This is a genomic window from Thiomicrorhabdus sp. 6S3-12 (assembly GCF_017571475.1).
Lineage (GTDB): Bacteria > Pseudomonadota > Gammaproteobacteria > Thiomicrospirales > Thiomicrospiraceae > Thiomicrorhabdus.
Window position 1 is genome coordinate 335,513 of sequence record NZ_JAGETW010000001.1, and the last position, 21,722, is coordinate 357,234.

Genomic DNA, 21,722 nt, shown 5'->3' on the forward strand with positions numbered 1-21,722 from the left:
GACGTGCCCCACTTGCTTTTGCCAATAGGACCCGTCCACAACAGCCGAAGGAAATTGCATGACTAAGCACATGCCCGATATCGCGTGTCAGCCGCACCAAACACCACAAGGGACCCTGAACTGGGTCGGAATGAGCGGCATTGAACTGCCTGTTTTGGTTCAACAGGGAACAGACGCGTCACAAAGCGTCCGTATGTCCTCTTTAGCTCAAGCCTACGTCAATCTGGAAAACCCGCTCAGCAAGGGTATCCATATGTCACGTCTGTATCTGATTCTCGATCAGATGGCGACCGAAGAGCCGCTTTCGCCGAACCGCGTTAAAGCCGTTCTCGACAAATTCATCGAATCACACGAAGGTTTGAGTTCGCATGCGTTTGTTGAATTCAAATTCGATTACTACGAACGCCGTAACTCGCTTAAAAGCGGCAACAGTGGCTGGAAACATTACCCGTGCACTGTCCGCGGTGAAATGCGCGACGGCGATTTCGACTGCGAAATCTCGATCGAGGTACCTTACTCATCCACTTGCCCTTGCTCGGCAGCGCTTTCTCGCCAGCTGATTCAGGAAGCCTTTGAACGTGACTTCGACGGTAAAGATCTCAGTTATGACGATGTCATGGCTTGGTTGGGCACTCCGGAAGGCATCTGTGCCACACCGCACAGCCAGCGCTCTTATGCTCAGGTCAAGGTTAAAGTCGAAGAAAGTGATTCATTAGGCATCTCTAACCTGATTAACGATATTGAAGCCGCGCTGCAAACGCCGGTACAAGCAGCGGTTAAACGCGAAGACGAACAGGAATTCGCACGCCTGAACGCTTCTAACCTGATGTTCTGTGAAGATGCCAGTCGTCGTTTGCAGGCTGCTCTAAGCGCTCAGGAAGAACATTATCTGGATTTCTGGGTACGCGTTAACCATCTGGAAAGTCTGCATCCGCACGATGCGGTGGCGATTGTCACCAAAGGGATCGACGGCGGTTATACCGACGAACCGAACCTGATGGATCCGATGAAGTAATCCACCTTACTTCTCCGCCCCCAAAAGAGACCCGCCCGGACCAAGTTCCCGGCGGGTTTTTCTTTTTATGTACGACAAAAAGTACGTTACACTCTAGGATAAGACTTTCTTACAAACGAATGAACACAAATCAAAAGAGCCCAAGGCTCTTGGTGTTATTCAAGCCAACTGCGCCTCAACAATCAGGCACTTGAATCCGTTTTATTTGGTAAATGAAATGTCCGCTAAGATCCATAACGAGTCTGCGCAAACCGTATCTCCTAAACAGTGGTTTAGATTGGCTTTGGTGTACCTGTTAATCCCGTTAATACTGTTTATATGCGCAGGAGACCTTAAATGGTGGCAAGCATGGATCTACGCCTTTCTTATCTTGAGCACAGGCATGGGTGGACGTATTTTGGCCGAACACCGTCATCCCGGATTAACCGCCGAAAGACAGAACCTCGAAAATTTCCAAAATACCAAGTCGTGGGATAAGGTGCTCGCCCCGCTGATGGCTGTGAGTGTCGGGTACCCGATGGTGATCGTGGCGGGTCTAGACCATCGCTTCAACTGGTCACCCGAGTTTGCGCTCTGGGTCAGTCTTCTTGGTTTCTTTTTTATCGCGCAGGGGTATGCTTTTGCTGCCTGGGCTTTGATAGAAAACCGCTTTTTTTCCGCTGTCATGCGCATTCAGACGGATCGAGGACATACGGTTTGCGACAGCGGCCCATACCGGATTGTGCGCCATCCCGGCTATGCAGGGAATGTGCTTGCGCTATTCGGCATTGTTCTGGCTCTGAATTCACTATGGTCACTGATCCCGGCACTGCTTGCATTGGCTATTGCCGTCATCAGAACCGCACTCGAAGATCAGGCTCTGCTGGAGGAGTTACCGGGGTATCGGGAGTATGCACGACAGGTACGCTATCGCTTAATTCCAGGAATATACTAAAAACCCTCCATGAACATCCGATCAGGCCATGCGGATTGTATTTCATTCAGCAGAGCGTTCCATTCAAAACCGGAGAATTCAAGGCGATGCAAAGAGACGATATCTTAAGGTTCCGAGACATTCCCAATGTCGGCGCAGCCATTGAGCGCAAATTCATGACACTAGGCCTCAAAAGCCCTCAGGAACTGGTCGGTAAAGACCCTTATCAACTGTACGAAGACCTTGGCCTGATTATGCAAAAAAGACTCGATCCCTGCCTGCTTGATGTTTTTATCTCCGCGGTCCGCTATATGCAAGGCGAACCGCCACGGAAATGGTGGCACTATACACCAGAGCGCAAACAGAAAATGTCGTCAAAAAAATGACGACCGTAAAATCAAAGCGTTTCTGAATGCTGAATCGGCCTGTTTCTTAGTGACTTTGCACAATTCCAATAGAAAACCAATCTCTCTTAACCGATTGTTTTTAATCATAAAAATAAAAAACAACTTACCTTTCTACGGCACAGAAAAATCTCTGGCATGGCTTATGCTCAATACCCATTAAAGAGGTTATTAAGCCTGCGTTTTGAGCAAAGCAAAACGTTTATTCCCAAGAGTAGAAAGGATACAAAGATGAGTCGTTTAAAGTTTCTGAAAGAGGTTTTTGAGTTACGCAACCAACAGGCACTGAAAAATAAACTGGCGAATGCACATGTGATTTGCCAGCAGTCCGCGTTTAAACAGCTTAGAAGAGCTTAAAGAGACTCTTCTTTCCATAAAATCATATCCTTGACCGATTGCTTAATTGCTCTGGCAATCACCTCGCATTTAACGATAAACAGATAATAAACATCACGCGGGGTCTGTCGGTAAAGGCTCTCAAAATTGCCCATTCCTTTGGCGAGAACAATATCCGCGTTTTTAAACAGTTCAAAAGAACGCTCATTGACTTCGCTCAGATCATAGCCGGGCGTGGCGACACCGGAATCAATAACCTCCGCAGTTCCTTCGAAGATCTGTGCTTCCGCGACGGTCACATCATTGATCACCGGTCTGCCGCGCACGAAAAAATACAACTGCAAATGCGGGTATCTCTGCTTAATGATTTTAAGCAGGTGCAGATCAAGAATATGCTCGCCGACATTGTCGCCGATCAGAACCAGCGAACGAGCGGACACTAAATCGGCTTCCAGTTTAAGGATATCGTTTCTGGCAAAAGGTTCATGAAAATGCGAATCGACGGTTGCCTGGAGGTTAAACTGGTTGGGCGCTCCGAAATCGATCACATTGCCGATCACGCTGAGCTTAAGTGCCTCTTCCAGCGAGGTGACTGGTGAAGTATCAAGCTTGAGTGCCTGCTTAAGCGCGATCTGTTTCGCTTCCTTGACCGGATCTTCAATACCACTGATCTCGCTGACCGCCTGATAAATCTCTTTAGCCATCTGCGGCGCAGTAGAATCCAATGAATGCGATTGCAGAATCTCGGCTGCCCGATCCAATACTGCTTTACAATCGTCATCGCTTAGATTCAACAAACGACTGGTTTTCAAAGCCTGTGCGTATAGACAGGAAAAGCATTCTGGCTGGGATTTCATGGCGGACACTCTCAATAAAATATCAGAAAAAACCATCGAACCGCGATGTAGACGCAACGGACGGTCTACCTTAAACAAAAGCAGTTCAAGATTTCTATTGGATTTTATCAAGAAAAGAGGACATACAACCTTTTCAAACCCTTAAGATCGAATAAGGTCTTTGTCAGATCAAGAGACGGTGAGGCGCTTAAATCGCTAAAGGATTGTTTTCCTCGCCCATAAAAGCTGCGGATTCGAAGGCGTCAATTACTTCTTTGGATTGCAGGGCTTTGCGCAGGGTATTCATGGTTTCCGCCGCCGGTGCCAGGAACTGACAGGAGATCTGATAAAAGCCCATATCAGGGTGCTCATCGATACGCACCACTTTCACCTTCTGGTGAATCACATCATAGACATTCTTATCCGGATCGTCGGAAAGATCGAGTTGAAAGAACAACTCCAGAATATCGTTAACGCTGACCAGAAATTCACTGTAGAACGAAAAGCCGACCGGCGAAGCGTCATGGTAATGCTCGGACCAGTACTCCGGAAAAATAATAATGTAGTTACTGGCCGAAATATTGTTATAGATCTTTTCCAACAGCTGCGCATAGTTGTACAGATCGATAAAGGAAGAAAGCAGATAGGAGCGGTTTTTCTCACGTTTCTCCTGATAATCGACAATATCCTTATCGATTTTCAACTTTTTCAAAACCGGTCCATCATACAACTGATGCGGCGTCGATTTTTCTAAAAGCGTCAGAGTACTGGCGCTGATCTGATCGATTTTCTCCTCGAAGTCCCGCAGAATGCTTTCGGTACGGATATTCCCGCTCAATGAAGCGTAATCGAGCGGTTGTTCCACTCCTTGACGCAGAGAACGTTTCGCCTCTTCGATCGGCAAAACCCCAACCGAAATACCGTTCAACACCTTGCGCAGATATTCCAACCGCTCAATGACCACCATAAACAATTGATAAGCCGCCGGAAAGGGCTTGGCCAACGCCTGACGGATATTGGTATGGTAGTTGGCGTGCAGGATATCCAGCTTTTCGTTAACGATTTTGGTGAAATGCTGAATCCCCGTGGTATAGATATCGCCGGTCAGCTCCTCTTTGCCTTCCTGCGAGCCGATACGGATGAAATGGTATTTCAGCTTTGCTCTATAGCGAAAGTAACGGCGCGTGTTCTGAAAACGTTTACGGATCGCCAAAGTCCGGCGATCTTCATTATCCGACTTGTGCAGCCATTGATAGGTTTTCGAGTGCGCCAGCTTAAGATAGTCCAGCAGCGTTTCGTCACTCTCGTCGGTAAACTCCAAAGCGCGCTTGGAAAGAAAGCGCAGCGACTTGAACAGCACTTCGTTAATGAAAACCTCATGGTCCGAATTGATATACAAGGTTTTATCAAGTCCGGTGATCTTAGCGACAATGCAAGCGTGTATCGTGCGCTCTTTTTTCTCGTCGCTGACCTGCCCCAGTTTGGGAAAGGCGTCAAACTCTTTGGAATGCTGACTGCGCAGATTGAGCAACATGGTTTCCAGAGAGTCTTTACGGATAATCCGATAGGCGACCAGCTTTAATTCTGTCGGCAGACTTTCAATAAAAGAGTGGTCATTGTCGTAATGAGTGCCCGGCATAGTGGAATCTTAAAGGGAAATCGATTTTTAATATTAACAGAGATTTTACCCTTTCTAGCCGAAGAGAAAAGAACTCTTATCCAAGAAAATTAAAACACTTTATCCTTGGTATTTATACAGCTTGCATCAGGCGCTCTTTTTCCGCCTTGGACAGGCGTTTAATCTGATACTCCCTCTGACTTGCATGGCTGCGACTGAGTGCCTGTTCAGAGTACACCAGTCGGCATGGCTGTCGGCTCTTGGTGTATTTCGCACCGCCGACCAACTCCCCGTTGTGCTGTTTCAAGCGCTTGGAAAGATTATTGGTAATGCCGCAATAGAGCGAATTATCGGCGCAACGCAAAAGATAAACCGACCAGCAGGATTCGGACAACTGAGTATCCGTATTAATATCGTGATTAGACATACAGGGAAGATTAAAGAACTTTACCGCATTTTTAAAGTGCTTTCGCTACAGAGAAGGCCAGACAAGACCGAAAGCAATAAAACCGAATATGATTTTCTAAAAAGCATTGATGCCCTTTTCGAGGAAGCTTTGGCGCAACTCAAGGCAGCGCTTGGTGACGTTTAGTAAAACCTAAACGAGCCTAACACTAATACAAATTTTCTTTAAAATTTGGGCGATAATTTTCAGGGATTTCCAGGCAAGGTATTTTGACCTAATTTGAGAGATGATTTGAGGAAAGTTCGCGGCGGGAGTAGACGAAGTTAAGTATCACTTAATGAGTCTGCTCCCAACAAAGAAATTTACCAAATCAGACTCAAATTAAAAGTCGCCCCCGGTGATTTCAATGTAAATATGCTCCGCATTATTGGTCGCCGCCTGCTGGAAAACCGGACGATCTTTATACATCGATTGATCGACCTTCACGGCGTCCTCCATCTTGCCGCCGGCATCCACGACTTTTTGCACTTCCTGATGCATATAGACCAGATAATCATACATCTGTTTCTTAGCCGTCTGCATATCGGTCGGCGTACCATGACCCGGAACAACGATCGTGTCCGACGGAATTGCATCCATCATCCGTTTGAACGAGGCTTCCCAGGCGAAAGAATCCGTATAGCTGAAGAATACCGGCATGCGCTCGTTAAAGCCGAGATCGCCGGTCAGGATCACCTTACGCGACGGAATATAAGCGCTGGTCGAAGCCGGTGTATGCCCGGGGCCGAAATCCTTCAGTATCACTTTCTCGCCGCCGCCGACATCGATTGCCAACTCGTTCTCGAACGTCGTGAACTTATCGGATACATTGCGTGCATGCAAGGTTAACTCCTTGCCGACGCGAGCACCCCACTCCGCTTTGATCATATCAAAGGCAGCATCAAACTGATCATTCGCCAACTGGCTCGAATAGAGGTTTTTCACACCGACATCAACCCAGTAGCTGGCACCGAGATAGGCGTGCCCCTGGTTATTCTCAACCGCAACCCATTTGACCGGTTTGTTGGTTACCTTCTTGATCTGCTGGTGCAAACTGTACGCCAGAGCCGGATTGGCTCCGGCATTGAAAACAAAGACTCCGTCCTCGAAAACGATAAAAGAAAGGTTGTTGTTCAGGCCGAAATTCGCCGGATTATGCCAGATCATGCTGCCAACCACCGTATAGACGCCATCGGTGACCTTTTGCGCTTTGGGAATCGGCAATACGCGTCCAATATAGCCAACCGATTTTTCGGTGCGTTCAGCGTCGGCAACATAACTGTTGACCGCCTGATACAGACTGTCGGTATAACTTCTCACCTCCTTGGCATAGGCCTCGAAGCCCGCCAGATAAGGATCCTTTTCCTGCGCAAGCGCATTATTTGCCGTCAATCCTAGAGCGATTCCGGCAAACAGGGCACCGGTTTTACTGACAAAAAAACGAGATCGGTTCAGCAACTTCATTGTGTTCTCCCTTCAATTGCTTCACCCAAATCATAACACCAACCCTGCGCTGCTCAGCACCCCGGAAAACTTCAATTTTTTTTATGAACGGTCTAACCGCTCTGAATGCATCTCTTCATACACATCGAAAATGGTAATCGCCATAGCGGCGATAACCGGACCGAAGAACAGACCGATCACGCCAAAATGGATCAAGCCGGCAAAGGTGGACAGCACGGTAATCAAAGTGTGATTGGCCACGGCCATATCACTGCTACCGCCACCGACCACCGCCGTCAACCGCTTAATCAGAATCGGACGCACAACATTATCAATAATGAAACCGGTGACCACAATCCCCCAGACAGCGATGACAACAGCGCTGATATATTCACCCTGCAGGCCGGTATAGATTACCAGAGGCACCCATACCAGCGCCGCGCCGACAATCGGCACAAACGAAGTAACGGCAATTGCCATACCGATAAACATCCCCGGCAACCCAAGAATCCACGCCAGTACCGCAAAGGAGACACCTTGCAGAACAGCGATCCCCAGCACACTCAACGTCAAAACGCTGGAGAGACTGGAAAAACGATTCATAATCATGCTGTCAAACTTGTTTTCCAGAGGGGAAAGCACTTTAAGATGCCCGGCGATCGCACTGCCGTCACGATAGAAAAAAAACAGCGCAAAAACCGACAAGCCAAGGAAAGTAATAAAAGAAGAAGTTGTACCCAACACCCCCTGCAATAGAAAAACGGTCACTTTCTGAACAAAGTCGAGGATCTTCTGCGAATGCGCTTTCAGTTGCGCCAGCAGATCCATCTGGGTATTTTCGCTGATCGGCAGATAAGCGATCAGTGAAGCATTCAGCTTGGCCAGAGATTCCGGGCTCTGCTGGCCGAGCCAGGTCTGGGCCTGACCATACAACTGTCCGACCTGCAAACTGATTTCCACCAACAGATAGGTTACCGGCGCGATGACACCTAGAAAGATCAGCGTGCTCATCACCCCAGAAGCAACCGTCGGCGAATAGTCGAAACGTTTCTGCAGCTTGAGATAGTAAGGATAACTGGCGGTTGCGACGATCATGGCGAAAAACAACGCTTCCAGAAAAGGGTTAAAAAGCCAGAAGAGGCCGACAATGGCCAACAGCAGCAAAATAATTAAAAAACCTTCCTCATAAGGACGACTGTCACGCATAATAGACCCTCAACAGATGAACGCTGTTTAGATTACGTAAAATTCTTAATGAATTCCAATTAAAAAGACATCTCTATGAATACCGATATCGCTGAAGTCATTATTCGTCCGGAAGGCTCACTGCAAATCCTCTCCTATCAGGAAGCCAATCAGTTGAGCGATGCAACCCAGAGCGGTTTGAACGAGGTTTTGCGCCAGTGTGCATTGGCCGTACTCAATACCGGCTCAAACGAAGATAACATGCTCACGCTACTGGAAAAATATCAGGACTTTGACATCATGGTCAGTGTCAAAGGCCGCGGCGTTCAATTAATTATTAAAAACGCGCCACGTCACGCCTTTGTCGATAACCAGTTGATTGTCGGCCTTAAAGAGCATCTGTACGCGGTTATCCGCGACCTTGTCTATGCCCGCAACGATGTGCTCGACAGCGGACAGTTTAATCTGTTGCGCAGCCACGGCATTACCAACGCCATTTTCCATATCGCCCGCAATGCTCAATTACTCAAAGCCAATACCACGCCGAATATTGTCGTCTGCTGGGGAGGCCATTCGGTATCCGGCGAAGAGTACAAATACAGTAAACATCTCGGCTATGAACTCGGACTGCGTAATCTGGATATCTGTACCGGCTGCGGCCCGGGTGTTATGAAAGGCCCGATGAAAGGCGCCATGCTCGGCCATGGCAAACAACGCTATCAGCACGGCCGTTATATCGGCATTACCGAACCGGGCATTATCGCGGCTGAAGCCCCGAACGCTTTTGTCACCGAACTGTGTATCATGCCGGACATCGAAAAACGTCTGGAAGCCTTTGTCCGTCTCGGGCACGGCATCGTTATTTTCCCGGGCGGCGCCGGCACCATGGAAGAGTTGCTGTATCTGATCAGCATCCTGTTACACCCGGAAAACCAGGACATTCCGATGCCGGTTATATTGACCGGAAATGAAGCCAGTCGCGAATATTTCGACGCCATTATGGAATTCATTAGCGAAACGCTTGGCGCCAAAGCCTGCGAACTGTTCGAGGTCATTATCGAGCACCCGCGCGACGTTGCGACCAAAATGAAATTCGCGATGGAAACCGTGCGTCAGGATCGAAAAGCCTCCAGCGACGCTTATTATTTCAACTGGCGTCTGACGCTGGAATTGGATCAGCAGCAGCCGTTTATTCCAACCCACGAAAACATGGCCAATCTGGATCTGCACAAAGATCAGCCGGCATACAAACTCGCCAGTCAGCTGCGTAAAGCGTTCTCCGGCATTGTTGCCGGGAACGTCAAAGCGGAAGGCCTCAGAGAGATCGAACAACATGGCCCTTTCCGCATCAGCGGAGACGCCGACATTATGCATGCAATGGACAAGCTGCTACAGAAGTTCGTCGATCAAAAACGCATGAAACTCGACGCCAGCGACTACAACCCCTGTTATACAATAGTGCACCAAGAATAAGAACAATAAAAAAAGACAGCAACATGACCTTTGACGAATTCGACCTTGACCCGATTCTGCTCAGCGCGATTGAGAAAATCGGCTACCACAAACCAACCCCGGTACAGCAGGAAGCGATCCCGGCAATGCTGGATCGTACCGATGTACTGGCAGGCGCGGCAACCGGTACCGGTAAAACCGCGGCCTTTGTCATTCCGGCATTGCAGTATCTGCTCGACGAGCCGAGAGCGGCGAGATTCCCGAGAGTATTGATACTGGCACCGACACGCGAACTGGCCTTTCAGATTCATAAAACGGTCAAACAGCTCGGTACCCACTGCGAGTTCCCGACAGCCGTTATTACCGGTGGTTTCAACCAGGGTAAACAGGCTCAGACACTGAGTAACCCAACCGACATTCTGGTCGCCACTCCCGGCCGTCTCTCGAAAATGATGGAAGAGGATCAGGTAAACCTCTCCTATGTCGAACTGCTGATCATTGACGAAGCCGACCGTATGCTCGACATGGGTCAGGGACCGACAGTCAGAACGCTTCTTGAAGCCATTCCGGGGGATTTCCAAGCCGGGCTCTTTTCGGCGACCCTGTCCGGAAGCGGCGTGCGTAAATTCGCCGACGAAATTCTCGACGAGCCGGTGGAAATCCAGATTGACGCGCCGAACCGGAAGTCGGAACAGATTCAACAGGTCAGCTATCTTGCCAATGACAAAGACCATAAGCACGCGCTTCTGACCAGTCTGCTGAATGACGCTTCCTGCCAGAGCGCGATTGTCTTCTGCAACAAAAAAGAACGCGCCATTGCCGTTACCGATTTTCTGCAATCGCAGAATATCAGTGCGCAGGTGCTGCACGGCGACTTTATTCAGGCGGTTCGCCTTGAGAAAATGCACAAATTCAAAAGCGGTAAGATCAAGGTCCTGGTTGCGACCGATGTTGCCGCGCGCGGATTGGATATGCTCAATATCACGCATGTCATTAACTATGACCTGCCTTATCGCGGCGACATCTATATTCACCGCATAGGCCGTACCGGTCGTGCCCAGCAGGTCGGTATCGCCGTCAATCTGGTCGAACGCCACGATCTTAAAGCGCTGGAGCGCATCGAATATCATCTGCAGCAGAAAATTCCGGAAGCCAAAATCGCCGGACTGGAGCCGAACTTCACCATTAAATCGGCAATCAAAGTTCAATCTAAGGCTCAGAAAAAGAAACCTAAGAAAAGCGCCAAGAAGAAAACTTCTACCAAGAAAAAAAGCAAAAAATAAATCGATGGGCTCACCACTCCAGGTGAGTCTTTCCTCTCCCTGAAACAGTCCTTAACGACACGGTTGCAGATAGATAAAATTACCCTGCATCAATTTCCCGGACTCTTTTATAGGGTAAACACAACTTACCTAATGAACTTTTATACCTTTAAAGCTATTTTAAAAAGGTCAAAAGCACAGTGAAGGAAGTTGTATGTTATTTATCACCAACCGATTCCCTAAAGGCTCGATCCGCAGCCGTAAAAACCGCCCTTTCAAATTTGACCTGAATAATAACGCGCCAAGCAACTCGGTCTTCTACTGCCAGCGACATCCCGACGGCAGCATGAATGAAATCATGGGCGAAAACCTGATGAGCGAACTGAAAAAATCCGCTTACCGGCAGGTACTGTTATATATTCACGGCTACTCGAATCTTCCGGACGACGTTTTCGAAGCCGCTCAAGAATTTCAGCAACTCTGCGACCGCGAAAAACCGAAAGAAGTTCTGGTGGTTCCTGTCATCTGGCCTTGTGACAACGATCTGGGCATTATCAACGACTACTGGGACGATCAGAAATCCGCCGATAGCAGTGCCAGCTCCTTCTCGCGGGCGCTGAACCATTTTATGCAGTGGCGCGATCAGGAAGCCCATAAACCCGATTACGCTCCATGCCTGAAAAGAATCAATGTTCTCGCCCATTCCATGGGGAACCGGGTCTTGCGGGAAACTCTGCAGGCCTGGAACAAATACGATCTCGGAGACGGGGTTCCAATGCTCTTCCGCAATACTTTTCTGGTTGCGGCTGACATCGAAAACGAATCGGTTCACCGTGACGAGCGCGGCCGTCTTATCAGCGACGCTTCACGCAATGTAGTGGTCTATTTCGCCGGTGACGATCTGGCTCTCAGAGCCAGTAAAGTGGCGAATGTCAGAAATAAAGTCGCCTCGCGCCGTCTTGGCCATTCCGGCCCTGAAAACATGAATAAGACGCCGCAGAATGTCTATAAAGTGGACTGCGACGATGTCAACAGCCGCTACGATCTCAAGGGACACAGTTACTTCAGAAGCGATCAGGACGGCAACCCCGGACTGGTGTTCAAACACATCTTCCAGTGCATTCACAGCGGACGCGTTTTCCCCGAAGATCCGGATCAGCGCTCGACCGTTATTCGTTTCGAAGACTAATCCAGCACCAAGCGATCAATTGAGATTCTTAAAGGAGCGGAGATGACTTATCCAACACTACAAAGACACGCTGTCAGCGATGCGGTCAAGCCCTTGCAGTCGTTGCTTAACCGCATTGGAGCCATGCTTACCGTCGACGGGGATTTCGGCCCGGGAACCGAACGTGGCGTGCGTTTTGCGCAAAAAACCGCCAATCAAAATATCACCGGAATCGCCGATGGCGAATTATGGCAGTGGCTGGAAACCCAGCCTGAACCCTTTGAACGTCTGGATACGGACGGAATTGCCTTTATCGCCCGGGAAGAGACCGGTGGTCTGGCTTTTTATGAACGTTTTACCAAATGGCCGCACTACCCGGGACATGCCAGCGGAATCACGATCGGCGTCGGTTATGATCTGCGTTTTCATTCATCCGACGCTTTTGAAAATGACTGGGGACAACTTCTATCGCAGGAGGTTCTAAATGAACTGAGCAAAGATATCGGGCGCAAAGGCAACAGACAAAGAACGGACGAACTCAAGGAGCTTGAAATTACCATTCCTTTTACGGCCGCCTGGCAGGTGTTTTCCCGCCACACCATCCCCAATTTTTTTTCACAGACCGAATCGATCTACGACTCCATTACGGCATTGCCCAAACCGCTCCGTTCCGTGTTGGTAAGTCTGGTGTACAATCGCGGTACTTCGCTTAGTGGTTCGAGACGCCGCGAAATGCGCAATATTCAGCAAATCCTGCAAGAAGCGGAAAACTCCGAGCTTTCACAAACCGAACGCAAAGTGGTTCTGAACCGTGTCGAGGATGAAATCCTCTCGATGCAGCGTCTATGGTCGACGAGTTCTGGATTGAATAAACGCCGTCAGGCGGAAGCAAATATGTGGCGTCAGGCGCTGCATCAATGGCAGGCTGTGTGAATCTGAAAAGAGACTCGTTGGAAGGTGAGAAATCCGTCAATTCAACGCTTTGTGCTCGGCGGATAACATTTTCTGTTCGTGCCGCGCTTTGGATTCCAGCGGAACGCCAAGCAATAGATTTTTCAGCGTTCTTTTGATCTGATCGCGCATCATCTGATCGATCGCCGGGTCGTAATGAACCTCAATCCCTTTAGGTTTTTCGAAACGCTCTTCAGGGGGATTTTCCTGACGGACTTCAACCGCTTCTTCTACCGAAGTGACGCCCATGATCTGACTGATGGTCTTGAGCGGAAAACCGGTACCGGAGATTGTAAATACCTTGACTCCGGTTGCACTGGTCATATCGCAGCGATAACCATGCAGAGTGAGAATGTCTCTCTGAACTGTCCCCTGCATGCCTTTCAACAGGTAAACCCCGTTTTTACCGGCATTTTCGGCTATCTTGGCCTGCTCTTCCGCCGTGTACTTCTCCAATTCCTGTTTAAAGATCTTGGTGGGGTTACTGGTTTTAACCGCAGAACGGTTCACCATATCAAAAGTATAGATCCATTCCGGCTCGGTAATGACGATCTCTTTCTGCTGCTGCTTCATACCGAATATGCTCATCGACAAATCGCTGTACTCCGCGCTTTTTCGGCCATATTCGCGAACGTAAACGGTCTTGGTTCCACTCATGGTTCCCTGAATCTGGTACGTGACCACTGCTTCCTTAAAAGGCAACTTTGGATCGTACCAGGTTCCGGAGAAAGCAAGATGGGAAATTGCCAGCAGCCCAACGGCAACCATTGATCGAAAAAACATTACGCCATTACCTTGCAGAAAACGATGCTGACAGCATACCTCTAAAAAACAGGGAAATGTATACCGAAAACTGGTGTCTCCTTGCTTTGTGCACACTAAATTGACAGTCATCAATTCGCACTCTATACAGAGGATTTCATAAAAGAATCAAGGTGATAGGAAAATTCTCTCTATAGTAAAAACGCGTACCCGGAAACCCCTGCTCCCAGGCTAAAACCATTTACGCCATTTAAAAATAACCAGCTGGACGGCAATCAAAACAACCACCAACCAAATAAAATAACGGAATGCCTGCGGGTTGTCCGCCCCGGGAATGCCGCCGACATTAATGCCCAGAAGCCCGGTTAAAAATCCCAACGGAAGAAAAACCGCCGTAATAATCGACAACAGATACATGCGGTTATTGAGTTGTTCACTGAGACGGTTCTGAAGCTCTTCCTGACCGACAACAGCTCTTTCCCGCAAGGCTTCCAGATCTTCCAGCGTCAAGGTGATTCGGTCAACCACTTCGCGTAACTCCACACGCTCTCCGGCCGTCATCCACGGCAATTTTTCCAGCGAAAACCGCAGTAACGCCTCTTTCTGTGGCGCCAGATAGCGGCGCATCGCGATCACCTGACGGCGCAAGCTGCTGAGCTCGGAACGCAGGCGCGCTCCGCTGTGCTCAATCACCTGATCTTCCAGATTTGCCATATGCTCTTCGAACTCATCGACCACTTCGCCGATTCTCCATACCATACGGCCAGCCAGATTCACCATCAGTTCGGCCAGCGTCGTCGGCCCTTTATTCTTCATCAACGCCTGAGAAACCTCTTCCACGGAAGCCAGATCACGGCGCAAGGTGGTGATTAAGCGCCCTTCCTCATACCATAAACGCAGAGCGATCATATCTTCCGGATCGGCGTTGGGGTTCATATTTACGCCTCGCCACGCCATCAGGGTACCGTTATCGAATTGACTGAAACGCGGCCTGGATTCGCTGCTCAACAGGGTTTCGGCAACCGAAATATCCAAATTCGATCCATGGAACAACCACTCTTTAACAGAGAACACACTATAATCCAGGTGAATCCATAATTCGCCATCTCCCGGTTTCCAGCTCTGTAACTGCTGCCATTCCAGTTTTTTGGCACCACCTTGCCCATCCAGCAATAAAGCGTGAATTAAACCGTCCTGCATGTACACCCCCTGGCAAATATGCATAAAAAAACCCCGGCGATGCCTCTATTCTGCATGACCGGGGTTTATTTGAAAACGCTTTTTAACGGTAAGAATCAGACTTCGATAATTTCAAAGTCGTGCGACATTTCAACCGTTGCTTCCAGCATTTTGGAAACTGAGCAGTATTTTTCCGCCGAAAGATCGACAGCGCGCTGAACTTTTTTATCGTTCAATTCGGTACCGTAAACTTTAAAGTGCACATGAATTTTAGTGAACACTTTAGGAACTTCCGCGGAGCGTTCCGACTCGATTTCGATCTGTACGTCTTTGATATCCTGACTCATCTTCTGCAGCATCATCACCACATCAATACCGGTGCAGCCACCAAGCCCCATCAGAACCATCTCCATCGGGCGCGGGCCGGTATTTTCACCACCGACTTCCGGCGCCGCATCCATACGTACAGTGTGCCCTGTGCTGGCCGTTGCATCAAATGCCATACCAGAACCTTGCCATTTCACAATCGTCGTCATTGTCGCTCCTCGTTATTCTTAGCGCTCTTAAAGAGCTTCGGTTTCCGGGTCGAAGATATCTTCGACTACAACCACTTTCGGCTTAGGATAGTAGTTGAACTCGGTAGCCGATGCAATAGTGTAGGCCCCCATCTGCTTGCCGATCAGAATATCGCCTACTTCCAGTTCTGGCAGTTCGATATCTTCGGCAACCACGTCGATCGAGTCGCAGGTCGGTCCTGCCAGCACGCTCGGGAAGAACTCACCGGTCGGATCAAACGGCTTTAACGGAGCGATCGGATAAGCGGCATGGTCAAACATCTGACCGCTGAAACCGCCGTAAACACCGTCATCCAGGTAGTACCACATACGTGCGCCGCGTTTCGCTTTACCGACAACCGAAACGACTTCGATCATCGACGGGCCGGAGATAAAACGCCCCGGCTCGGCAAAAACTTCAACCCCTTCCGGCAGTTCAGCCAAGGCTTCGTTAATCGGCACACAGAAATCGGCAATCGGAGATACCGACTCCTGATACACAATCGGAAAACCACCGCCGATATCCAGGAACTTCCAATCCACATGGCTCATCACTTTCATCGCCGCAACACTGGAACGAACCGCGTTGACATGCGTCATCGGCGACATCGACTGCGAACCGACGTGGAAAGACAGACCGACCACACTGATACCGTGAGCCGCCGCATCATCTACCAGGCGTGGCAGTTCTTCCAGAGTACAACCAAATTTACGCGACAGATCAACCACCGCCTGCGGGCTGCGGAAACTGACGCGAATAATCAATTCAACCTGTCCGGCATAAGGATAGAACTTCTGCATTTCGGCAAAGTTATCGACTACAAAACGGGTACAGCCGAATTCCAGAGCGCGTTTGATCTCTTTATCTTTTTTAATCGGGTGCGTATGAATACACTGATCGCCTGTAATCCCCAGGGATTCGACCAGTTCCACTTCCCCAATGGTCGCCAAATCAAAGTAAGAGCCCAATTTCTTCAGGCGCTTGATCAACTCTGGATGCGAAAGCGACTTCAAAGCATAAAACAGCTTGGTGTTCGGCAGCGCCGCTTGCAGAGATTTGAACTGGTAATCAACCTCTTCCAAGTCCAACACCATAAACGGTGTTTCGTGCTTGGCGACCAATTCTTGCAGGCTGGAGCGGTCAAACTGTTCCAGTTCATCAGGGTGGGTTTGTTCAGCGAAGTGCTGAATAATATCTTGAGTGTCCATTCGACTCTTTTTAAACCTCAAAAACGAGAGAACCCATTGGCTCAAAACCGCCGTTTGAAAGGCGGTTTAGTGTTACTGTGGCTCAAAATTAACTGCAATTTATTTAAAAATTAGCAGCTTAAGCAATGGCATCCAGCACATATTGAGGCAGTGCGAATGCGCCCTTATGCACTTCAGGAGTATAGAAGCGCGTTTTGATTCCGGACTGCTTAAAACGCTGCTGCAGAGTTTCCAGAGAAACCTCTTTAAGCGCTAAGTTATCGGTTGCCCATGCAAAGGTCATAATACCTCCGACATAGGTCGGTACAGCACCGGAATAAAAACTCGCTTGCGCAAACAATGGAGACAGACGTTTATGTGTCGTTGACACTTCGTCGGTCTGCATAAAACTTACGCCGTTCTGGGCTACAAAGACACCGCCGTCGTTCAGACAGTTTTTGATTCCCTGATAGAAACGCGAGGTGAAAAGCACTTCACCAGGCCCCATAGGATCCGTCGAATCGGAAATAATCACGTCGAATTTTTCCGTACACTCGTTGACGAAATCGACACCGTCGGCAATAACAATATTGGCTTTCGGATTATCGTAGGCGCCCGCCGAGTGGTTCGGCAGATATTTCACACACATATCGATAACCTGCTGGTCAATTTCCACCTGAGTTACCGAATCCACGTTTTCGTGTTTAAGCACTTCACGCAGAATTCCACCGTCGCCGCCGCCGATAATCAGTACTTTCTTGGCATTGCCATGCGCCATCATCGGCACATGCACCATCATCTCATGGTAAACAAACTCGTCTTTTTCCGTTGTCTGGATCACGCCATCCAACGCCATCACCGTGCCCCACTGCTCATTTTTGAAAATAATCAGGTGCTGGTGACCGGTATTAACTTCAAACAGAACTTCATTCATCACAAAGCTCTGTCCCCAGGTCGGATAAAGTGTTTCCAGATAAGTTTGCTGACTCATTAGACTGTCCTTTTGCTTGCCTTACTGTTTCGCGTTCTCGACTTCGCCGCGCAGAATGGTATCGACTTTAACGTCGCTCGGCGTAAATGCCGCCTGCAACACTTCAATCGCTTTTTCCGGCTCGGAATCGCCGCACATAAAGACGTCGAAAGCCGCATAGTTGCGCTCCGGCCATGAGTGAACCGAAATGTGCGATTCGGCAAGCACTGCAACACCGGAAATTCCGCCGTTCGGCGTAAAGTGATGCAGGTGAATATGCAACAGAGTCGCTTTGGCTTTTTCCACCGCTTCACGCAGCGCGCTTTCCATCACTTGAAGATTATCCAGGTTGCTTGCGCCCCAAAGGTCGATAATCAGATGAGTTCCGGCAAAGACTTTACCGTCACGGCAGATGAAGTGATCCAATGTCTGATCTTCAACCGCTTGATCGTGGGTTGGCCAGGTATCGTCGATAATCGTAGTTTTTTCAACGACTTCAAAATGGTCATTACTGGTGACCAGAATATTTTCTGAATGCGGCATTCTAGGAGTACCTTTATTAAAACACCCGCTAAAAAAGGGAAGTAACGGATGAATGATTAATTATTAGTCCGACAAACAAAGGCTAGTTTGCCAAACCCCAGCCACGCCGCTTCGCTTATCCATTTTGCAAAAGCATTACGTGAGGTGTTAACCATTTTTCTTTCTGTTGCCTTCAACTCGGAGGGAGTCACACGAAGGTTTCTGTGTGAAAAAGGAAGTGGGTATTATTCTTCTTTTTGGAAAATATGCAAGCAGATTTTTTCTTTTTCTAAAGCGAAATAAAAAGCGTCGAAAAAATGCATCAACCAATTGATTTAACTTAGGAATTCCATTGCCGAAAAAAGCCGTCGTACAATGTCGTTTTCAATGACTTGCGGTTACAAAGGTGGCGGAATTGCCCCATTTCTTCAAGGCGGCGCAGGCCGAGGCAATTGCCGTATCGGGAAGTTTCAGATACTGCTTGCCCAGATAACCGTAATCCTTAAGCTCCTGAGTAATGTATTGCGCATTATCGCTACCGCTGACCAGATAACTTGAAACCACGCCCAAAGCAGCCAGATCGCAAACTTTTTTGTTGGCCGACAGCTTGCGCTCAAAGTCCGGATCATGATGAAACAGCACCGACTTGACGACCTTGTCCGGCATATTCCATTTACTGCCCAGAATACTGCTGAAAACCGCATGATTCGTGTTATATCGCTGATCTTCTTTGAGAAACTGGGAAACGGGATTGATACGGAGACTGTTAATCATTCCATCATAGCCGTCGGGATCGTGACGGCGCATGAAAATATATCCGGTATTCTGCAACAAACCGAGCATATAGGCCTCCGAACGCGACACGCCGTACACCCAGTAGGACAGTTCGGCGGCAACAATGCCGATTTTCATACACTCGTTAAGAATCTTTTCTTCTTCCGCTGAAGAACTCAGCAAACGGGCAAAAAGTGTGGAAACAAAAAGGTTAAAAACATCGTCCAGTCCGATGAGATTCACGGCCGCTTTGGCATCCTGAATCGCGCCCTTTTCTTCGGCGACACAAGCGTTGGCAATTTTCAGAAAGCTGGAGAGGTATTCGGGATTTCGGCTGATAAGATTGGCGATCGTAACGCTGTTGGGATACGGTTTATCGAACTCTTCTTTGAGAAGCAACACCTCCTGAGGAACCGACGGCAGCGACTGCTGCGCCAGAATCGCCTTGGCAATCTGAATTTTGTCCTGAAGAGATGGGTTCAATACGTTTTGCTCCTCGATAAAAAGCCCATTCATTATAAGGAATTATTTACAGTCACTCATTAAATGTAATTATTAGTAAACAATATCCCTTTATCCAAAACAAACGAAATCAACTAGATTTTTGGCTTTTCCCATTCCTTTTATGGCATAAAACCCATCTCACCCGACACGCGAAACTACTTCGGCAAAGCGTGCATTCTTTCTACAGCAACTCGAATCGCTTGGAAGATAAAATTCCGGGAGATTAAGAAAATGTTTTAAGTACGACGGGGCGTTCCGCTATGGTGAAATGCTGAAAAATTTTGTACAGATGCGCCGCCGAAGAGGGGACGACGCACACAGGAAAGGAACCTTATTTGAAAAGCTCGGCCAGCTTCTCGCCCGGATTTTCGGCGCGCATAAAAGCTTCGCCGACCAGGAAAGTATTGACATGATGCTCGCGCATTAAAGCGACATCTTCCGGAGAATGAATACCGGACTCGGTGACCACAATACGGTCATCCGGAATTTTATCGAGCATATTCAAAGTCGTTTGCAGACTGACATCAAAGGAATGCAGATCCCGGTTATTAATGCCAATCATCGGCAAAGGCAGACGCAGAGCGCGATCCAGCTCTTCTTCGTTATGCACTTCGATCAAAACATCAAGCCCCAGCTGCAACGCCGTCTCAGTCAGCTCATACATCTGCGCATCGCCGATCGCCGCAGCAATCAACAGAATACAATCGGCTCCGATTACACGTGCTTCATACACCTGATAATCATCGATAATGAAATCTTTACGGATAATTGGCAGATCGACCGCAGCACGAACCTGCTGCAAATACTCGTTGGAACCCTGAAAGAAATCGCGATCGGTCAGTACCGACAGACAAGCCGCACCGTTTGCTTCATAGCTTTTGGCAATTTCGACCGGATCAAACGGGTCGCGCAATACGCCTTTGGATGGCGACGCTTTTTTGATTTCCGCGATCACCGCCGACTTCCCTTCATCCAGTTTGGCCTGCAAAGCATCGGCAAAACCTTTGGTCGGACTGGTAGTCATCATCAGCGCTTTTTGCTTCATCTCGCGCAACGGAATCTTATCGCAGCCTTCCTGAATCTCTTCCATCTTACGGAAAATAATTTTTTTCAAAATCGTTGGCGTACTCATCTTTCAACCCTATTTCTGTATTTGCGCGCTAGTTTATCAGATTTGCCCTCTTGAGACACCGAGGTGCACTGTTTTTAAACCGTGAATTCATGCACTTGAAGAAGTGGCCGAACGTCCTGTTTATGAAATCGATTGGCACAAAAAAGCCGCGTCCTGGCAAACGCGGCTTAGGTTGAAAACCTCTAGCGATAAAATCGACTCAATCCGGCCAGACGCGACTCGAAGGCATACGTTGAATCGTCTCTTCCTTGGAAACGGAAGATTTCGTGCCTGTTTCCTGCGGCACTTTATCCTCTGCCGTTTTCGCCGCCTGAGTGGTTTTGGCCCGTCGGACACTACTGGCCAGTTTGGACGCGCTGGTCTTAGCCCGAGTTTTCGCCGGAGTCGTATTCGGTGACGGTGTGCTGGTGCTTGTACTTTTTTCTGTGGTCATAATACCTCCTGAATAATTCCTTCAATCTCTTCAACCGCCGTTTGGCCACGTTTTCCAATGCAATAGACGCTTAAGCCTTCCATTGCGGAATTACGATAAACGGCACGGCGGCGAAGTCCGTTCTCTAAAGCCGGAATGTCGAACTCCTCCAGCGCCTGTTGCATCGCTTTCGACAAAGCACTGCGGGGTTCTAACTGGTTCACGACAATATAAGGTTTAAGAGTCCGATTACGAATTCGTGCCTGTTCGAGCACTTCGACAATGCGAATGCTGGCCCATAAATCCACCGGGGAAGGCAGAACCGGAATCAGCGCCGCTTCGGAAATATCCATAGCCGCCTGCATTACGCCGGTTTCCAGCGTCGGAGGGCAATCAATCACAATAAAATCGTAATCCCGGGCAAAGCGTTCGACTTCACGCTTTAAATGCCCACCCACCGAAATCACCGAAACCGGAAACGGCTTACTGTCCGAGGAAAGACCGCTCCACAAAGAAGCGGATCCCTGAGGATCGGCATCAATCAGCAGAGCGCGTCCCTGCCGGGCCAAACCCGCTGCCAGATTCATACTCAGAGTCGTTTTACCTGTTCCGCCTTTTTGATTTGCAATCGAAAAAATACGTGCCGCCATAGTCCTTCCAGATAATTTATTTTCGGAGCACGCTGTAGCGGGCGCTC

Annotated in this window: 23 protein-coding genes; 8 read left to right on the forward strand and 15 right to left on the reverse strand. The window is 48.8% G+C overall.

Annotated elements, in window-relative coordinates:
- Nucleotides 1-58: 58 nt before the first annotated feature.
- The 4 genes from folE2 to J3999_RS11960 all read left to right on the forward strand — a co-directional run bounded on the left by folE2 (nucleotide 59) and on the right by J3999_RS11960 (nucleotide 2,689).
- Complete coding sequence (gene folE2, locus J3999_RS01595) at nucleotides 59-1,015, forward strand: GTP cyclohydrolase FolE2 (protein WP_208126240.1); 957 nt, start codon at nucleotides 59-61, stop codon at nucleotides 1,013-1,015.
- Between the two features lie 217 nt (nucleotides 1,016-1,232).
- Complete coding sequence (locus tag J3999_RS01600; protein WP_208126242.1) at nucleotides 1,233-1,949, forward strand: isoprenylcysteine carboxylmethyltransferase family protein; 717 nt, start codon at nucleotides 1,233-1,235, stop codon at nucleotides 1,947-1,949.
- Between the two features lie 35 nt (nucleotides 1,950-1,984).
- Entirely contained in the window at nucleotides 1,985-2,314 is a 330-nt protein-coding gene (locus J3999_RS01605; RefSeq protein WP_243755234.1) for a helix-hairpin-helix domain-containing protein, read from the forward strand.
- 249 nt (nucleotides 2,315-2,563) lie between these two features.
- Nucleotides 2,564-2,689: a hypothetical protein gene (locus J3999_RS11960; RefSeq protein ID WP_256438065.1), complete on the forward strand. Its 126-nt coding sequence runs from the start codon at nucleotides 2,564-2,566 to the stop codon at nucleotides 2,687-2,689.
- On the opposite strand, the gene J3999_RS01610 is transcribed toward J3999_RS11960, so the two are convergent.
- The 5 genes from J3999_RS01610 to J3999_RS01630 form a co-directional block, all read right to left on the reverse strand.
- Entirely contained in the window at nucleotides 2,686-3,525 is an 840-nt protein-coding gene (locus J3999_RS01610; RefSeq protein WP_208126244.1) for a DUF89 domain-containing protein, read from the reverse strand. The genes J3999_RS11960 and J3999_RS01610 overlap by 4 nt on opposite strands.
- A 187-nt stretch (nucleotides 3,526-3,712) precedes the next feature.
- A complete protein-coding gene (locus J3999_RS01615) occupies nucleotides 3,713-5,143 on the reverse strand; it encodes a hypothetical protein (protein WP_208126245.1) in 1,431 nt (476 codons plus the stop codon).
- A 112-nt stretch (nucleotides 5,144-5,255) separates the two neighbouring features.
- Nucleotides 5,256-5,549: a GIY-YIG nuclease family protein gene (locus tag J3999_RS01620; RefSeq protein ID WP_208126247.1), complete on the reverse strand. Its 294-nt coding sequence runs from the start codon at nucleotides 5,547-5,549 to the stop codon at nucleotides 5,256-5,258.
- A 360-nt stretch (nucleotides 5,550-5,909) separates the two neighbouring features.
- Nucleotides 5,910-7,031 carry an MBL fold metallo-hydrolase gene (locus tag J3999_RS01625; protein ID WP_243755235.1) on the reverse strand — a complete coding sequence of 374 codons (1,122 nt, stop codon included), beginning with the start codon at nucleotides 7,029-7,031 and terminating at the stop codon, nucleotides 5,910-5,912.
- Nucleotides 7,032-7,112: 81 nt separating this feature from the next.
- Entirely contained in the window at nucleotides 7,113-8,216 is a 1,104-nt protein-coding gene (locus tag J3999_RS01630) for an AI-2E family transporter (protein WP_208126248.1), read from the reverse strand.
- A gap of 75 nt (nucleotides 8,217-8,291) precedes the next feature.
- Between J3999_RS01630 and ppnN the strand changes: the two genes are divergently transcribed.
- The 4 genes from ppnN to J3999_RS01650 all read left to right on the forward strand — a co-directional run bounded on the left by ppnN (nucleotide 8,292) and on the right by J3999_RS01650 (nucleotide 13,010).
- Nucleotides 8,292-9,668, forward strand: a complete 1,377-nt coding sequence (gene ppnN / locus J3999_RS01635; RefSeq protein WP_208126249.1) for a nucleotide 5'-monophosphate nucleosidase PpnN — start codon at nucleotides 8,292-8,294, stop codon at nucleotides 9,666-9,668.
- Between the two features lie 23 nt (nucleotides 9,669-9,691).
- Complete coding sequence (locus J3999_RS01640) at nucleotides 9,692-10,930, forward strand: DEAD/DEAH box helicase (protein WP_208126250.1); 1,239 nt, start codon at nucleotides 9,692-9,694, stop codon at nucleotides 10,928-10,930.
- A gap of 193 nt (nucleotides 10,931-11,123) precedes the next feature.
- Nucleotides 11,124-12,098: an alpha/beta hydrolase gene (locus tag J3999_RS01645; protein ID WP_208126251.1), complete on the forward strand. Its 975-nt coding sequence runs from the start codon at nucleotides 11,124-11,126 to the stop codon at nucleotides 12,096-12,098.
- Between the two features lie 42 nt (nucleotides 12,099-12,140).
- Nucleotides 12,141-13,010, forward strand: a complete 870-nt coding sequence (locus J3999_RS01650; RefSeq protein ID WP_208126252.1) for a peptidoglycan-binding protein — start codon at nucleotides 12,141-12,143, stop codon at nucleotides 13,008-13,010.
- A 36-nt stretch (nucleotides 13,011-13,046) separates the two neighbouring features.
- On the opposite strand, the gene J3999_RS01655 is transcribed toward J3999_RS01650, so the two are convergent.
- From J3999_RS01655 to parA, 10 genes are all read right to left on the reverse strand, one after another.
- The gene (locus J3999_RS01655) at nucleotides 13,047-13,811 is read right to left on the reverse strand and encodes a hypothetical protein (RefSeq protein ID WP_208126253.1); all 765 of its coding nucleotides are present in this window, start codon (nucleotides 13,809-13,811) and stop codon (nucleotides 13,047-13,049) included.
- A gap of 210 nt (nucleotides 13,812-14,021) precedes the next feature.
- A complete protein-coding gene (locus tag J3999_RS01660) occupies nucleotides 14,022-14,990 on the reverse strand; it encodes a zinc transporter ZntB (RefSeq protein ID WP_208126254.1) in 969 nt (322 codons plus the stop codon).
- A gap of 95 nt (nucleotides 14,991-15,085) precedes the next feature.
- Nucleotides 15,086-15,505, reverse strand: coding sequence for an OsmC family protein (locus J3999_RS01665; protein ID WP_208126255.1), 420 nt, complete (start codon nucleotides 15,503-15,505; stop codon nucleotides 15,086-15,088).
- Nucleotides 15,506-15,532: 27 nt separating this feature from the next.
- Nucleotides 15,533-16,732 carry a type III PLP-dependent enzyme gene (locus tag J3999_RS01670; protein ID WP_208126256.1) on the reverse strand — a complete coding sequence of 400 codons (1,200 nt, stop codon included), beginning with the start codon at nucleotides 16,730-16,732 and terminating at the stop codon, nucleotides 15,533-15,535.
- Between the two features lie 118 nt (nucleotides 16,733-16,850).
- Complete coding sequence (gene speE / locus J3999_RS01675; RefSeq protein WP_173286322.1) at nucleotides 16,851-17,702, reverse strand: polyamine aminopropyltransferase; 852 nt, start codon at nucleotides 17,700-17,702, stop codon at nucleotides 16,851-16,853.
- 21 nt (nucleotides 17,703-17,723) lie between these two features.
- A complete protein-coding gene (gene speD, locus J3999_RS01680) occupies nucleotides 17,724-18,224 on the reverse strand; it encodes an adenosylmethionine decarboxylase (protein WP_208126257.1) in 501 nt (166 codons plus the stop codon).
- A 363-nt stretch (nucleotides 18,225-18,587) separates the two neighbouring features.
- Nucleotides 18,588-19,460, reverse strand: a complete 873-nt coding sequence (locus J3999_RS01685; RefSeq protein ID WP_208126258.1) for an HDOD domain-containing protein — start codon at nucleotides 19,458-19,460, stop codon at nucleotides 18,588-18,590.
- A gap of 352 nt (nucleotides 19,461-19,812) precedes the next feature.
- Nucleotides 19,813-20,613, reverse strand: coding sequence for an indole-3-glycerol phosphate synthase TrpC (trpC, locus tag J3999_RS01690; RefSeq protein WP_208126259.1), 801 nt, complete (start codon nucleotides 20,611-20,613; stop codon nucleotides 19,813-19,815).
- Nucleotides 20,614-20,812: 199 nt separating this feature from the next.
- Nucleotides 20,813-21,046 carry a hypothetical protein gene (locus J3999_RS01695; RefSeq protein ID WP_208126260.1) on the reverse strand — a complete coding sequence of 78 codons (234 nt, stop codon included), beginning with the start codon at nucleotides 21,044-21,046 and terminating at the stop codon, nucleotides 20,813-20,815.
- Nucleotides 21,043-21,675: a ParA family partition ATPase gene (gene parA / locus J3999_RS01700; protein ID WP_208126261.1), complete on the reverse strand. Its 633-nt coding sequence runs from the start codon at nucleotides 21,673-21,675 to the stop codon at nucleotides 21,043-21,045. The genes J3999_RS01695 and parA overlap by 4 nt, the downstream gene beginning before the upstream one ends.
- Between the last annotated feature and the right edge of the window lie 47 nt (nucleotides 21,676-21,722).

Coding starts and splice junctions, on each gene's coding strand:
- J3999_RS11960 (WP_256438065.1), top strand. CDS start 2,564: ATGAGTCGTTTAAAGTTTCTGAAAGAGGTTTTTGAGTTACGCAACCAA.
- J3999_RS01660 (WP_208126254.1), bottom strand. CDS start 14,990: ATGCAGGACGGTTTAATTCACGCTTTATTGCTGGATGGGCAAGGTGGT.
- J3999_RS01615 (WP_208126245.1), bottom strand. CDS start 5,143: ATGCCGGGCACTCATTACGACAATGACCACTCTTTTATTGAAAGTCTG.
- J3999_RS01620 (WP_208126247.1), bottom strand. CDS start 5,549: ATGTCTAATCACGATATTAATACGGATACTCAGTTGTCCGAATCCTGC.
- J3999_RS01640 (WP_208126250.1), top strand. CDS start 9,692: ATGACCTTTGACGAATTCGACCTTGACCCGATTCTGCTCAGCGCGATT.
- J3999_RS01650 (WP_208126252.1), top strand. CDS start 12,141: ATGACTTATCCAACACTACAAAGACACGCTGTCAGCGATGCGGTCAAG.
- J3999_RS01655 (WP_208126253.1), bottom strand. CDS start 13,811: ATGTTTTTTCGATCAATGGTTGCCGTTGGGCTGCTGGCAATTTCCCAT.
- speE (WP_173286322.1), bottom strand. CDS start 17,702: ATGAGTCAGCAAACTTATCTGGAAACACTTTATCCGACCTGGGGACAG.
- J3999_RS01625 (WP_243755235.1), bottom strand. CDS start 7,031: ATGAAGTTGCTGAACCGATCTCGTTTTTTTGTCAGTAAAACCGGTGCC.
- J3999_RS01610 (WP_208126244.1), bottom strand. CDS start 3,525: ATGAAATCCCAGCCAGAATGCTTTTCCTGTCTATACGCACAGGCTTTG.
- trpC (WP_208126259.1), bottom strand. CDS start 20,613: ATGAGTACGCCAACGATTTTGAAAAAAATTATTTTCCGTAAGATGGAA.
- folE2 (WP_208126240.1), top strand. CDS start 59: ATGACTAAGCACATGCCCGATATCGCGTGTCAGCCGCACCAAACACCA.
- parA (WP_208126261.1), bottom strand. CDS start 21,675: ATGGCGGCACGTATTTTTTCGATTGCAAATCAAAAAGGCGGAACAGGT.
- J3999_RS01645 (WP_208126251.1), top strand. CDS start 11,124: ATGTTATTTATCACCAACCGATTCCCTAAAGGCTCGATCCGCAGCCGT.
- speD (WP_208126257.1), bottom strand. CDS start 18,224: ATGCCGCATTCAGAAAATATTCTGGTCACCAGTAATGACCATTTTGAA.
- J3999_RS01670 (WP_208126256.1), bottom strand. CDS start 16,732: ATGGACACTCAAGATATTATTCAGCACTTCGCTGAACAAACCCACCCT.
- J3999_RS01630 (WP_208126248.1), bottom strand. CDS start 8,216: ATGCGTGACAGTCGTCCTTATGAGGAAGGTTTTTTAATTATTTTGCTG.
- J3999_RS01695 (WP_208126260.1), bottom strand. CDS start 21,046: ATGACCACAGAAAAAAGTACAAGCACCAGCACACCGTCACCGAATACG.
- J3999_RS01600 (WP_208126242.1), top strand. CDS start 1,233: ATGTCCGCTAAGATCCATAACGAGTCTGCGCAAACCGTATCTCCTAAA.
- J3999_RS01665 (WP_208126255.1), bottom strand. CDS start 15,505: ATGACGACGATTGTGAAATGGCAAGGTTCTGGTATGGCATTTGATGCA.
- ppnN (WP_208126249.1), top strand. CDS start 8,292: ATGAATACCGATATCGCTGAAGTCATTATTCGTCCGGAAGGCTCACTG.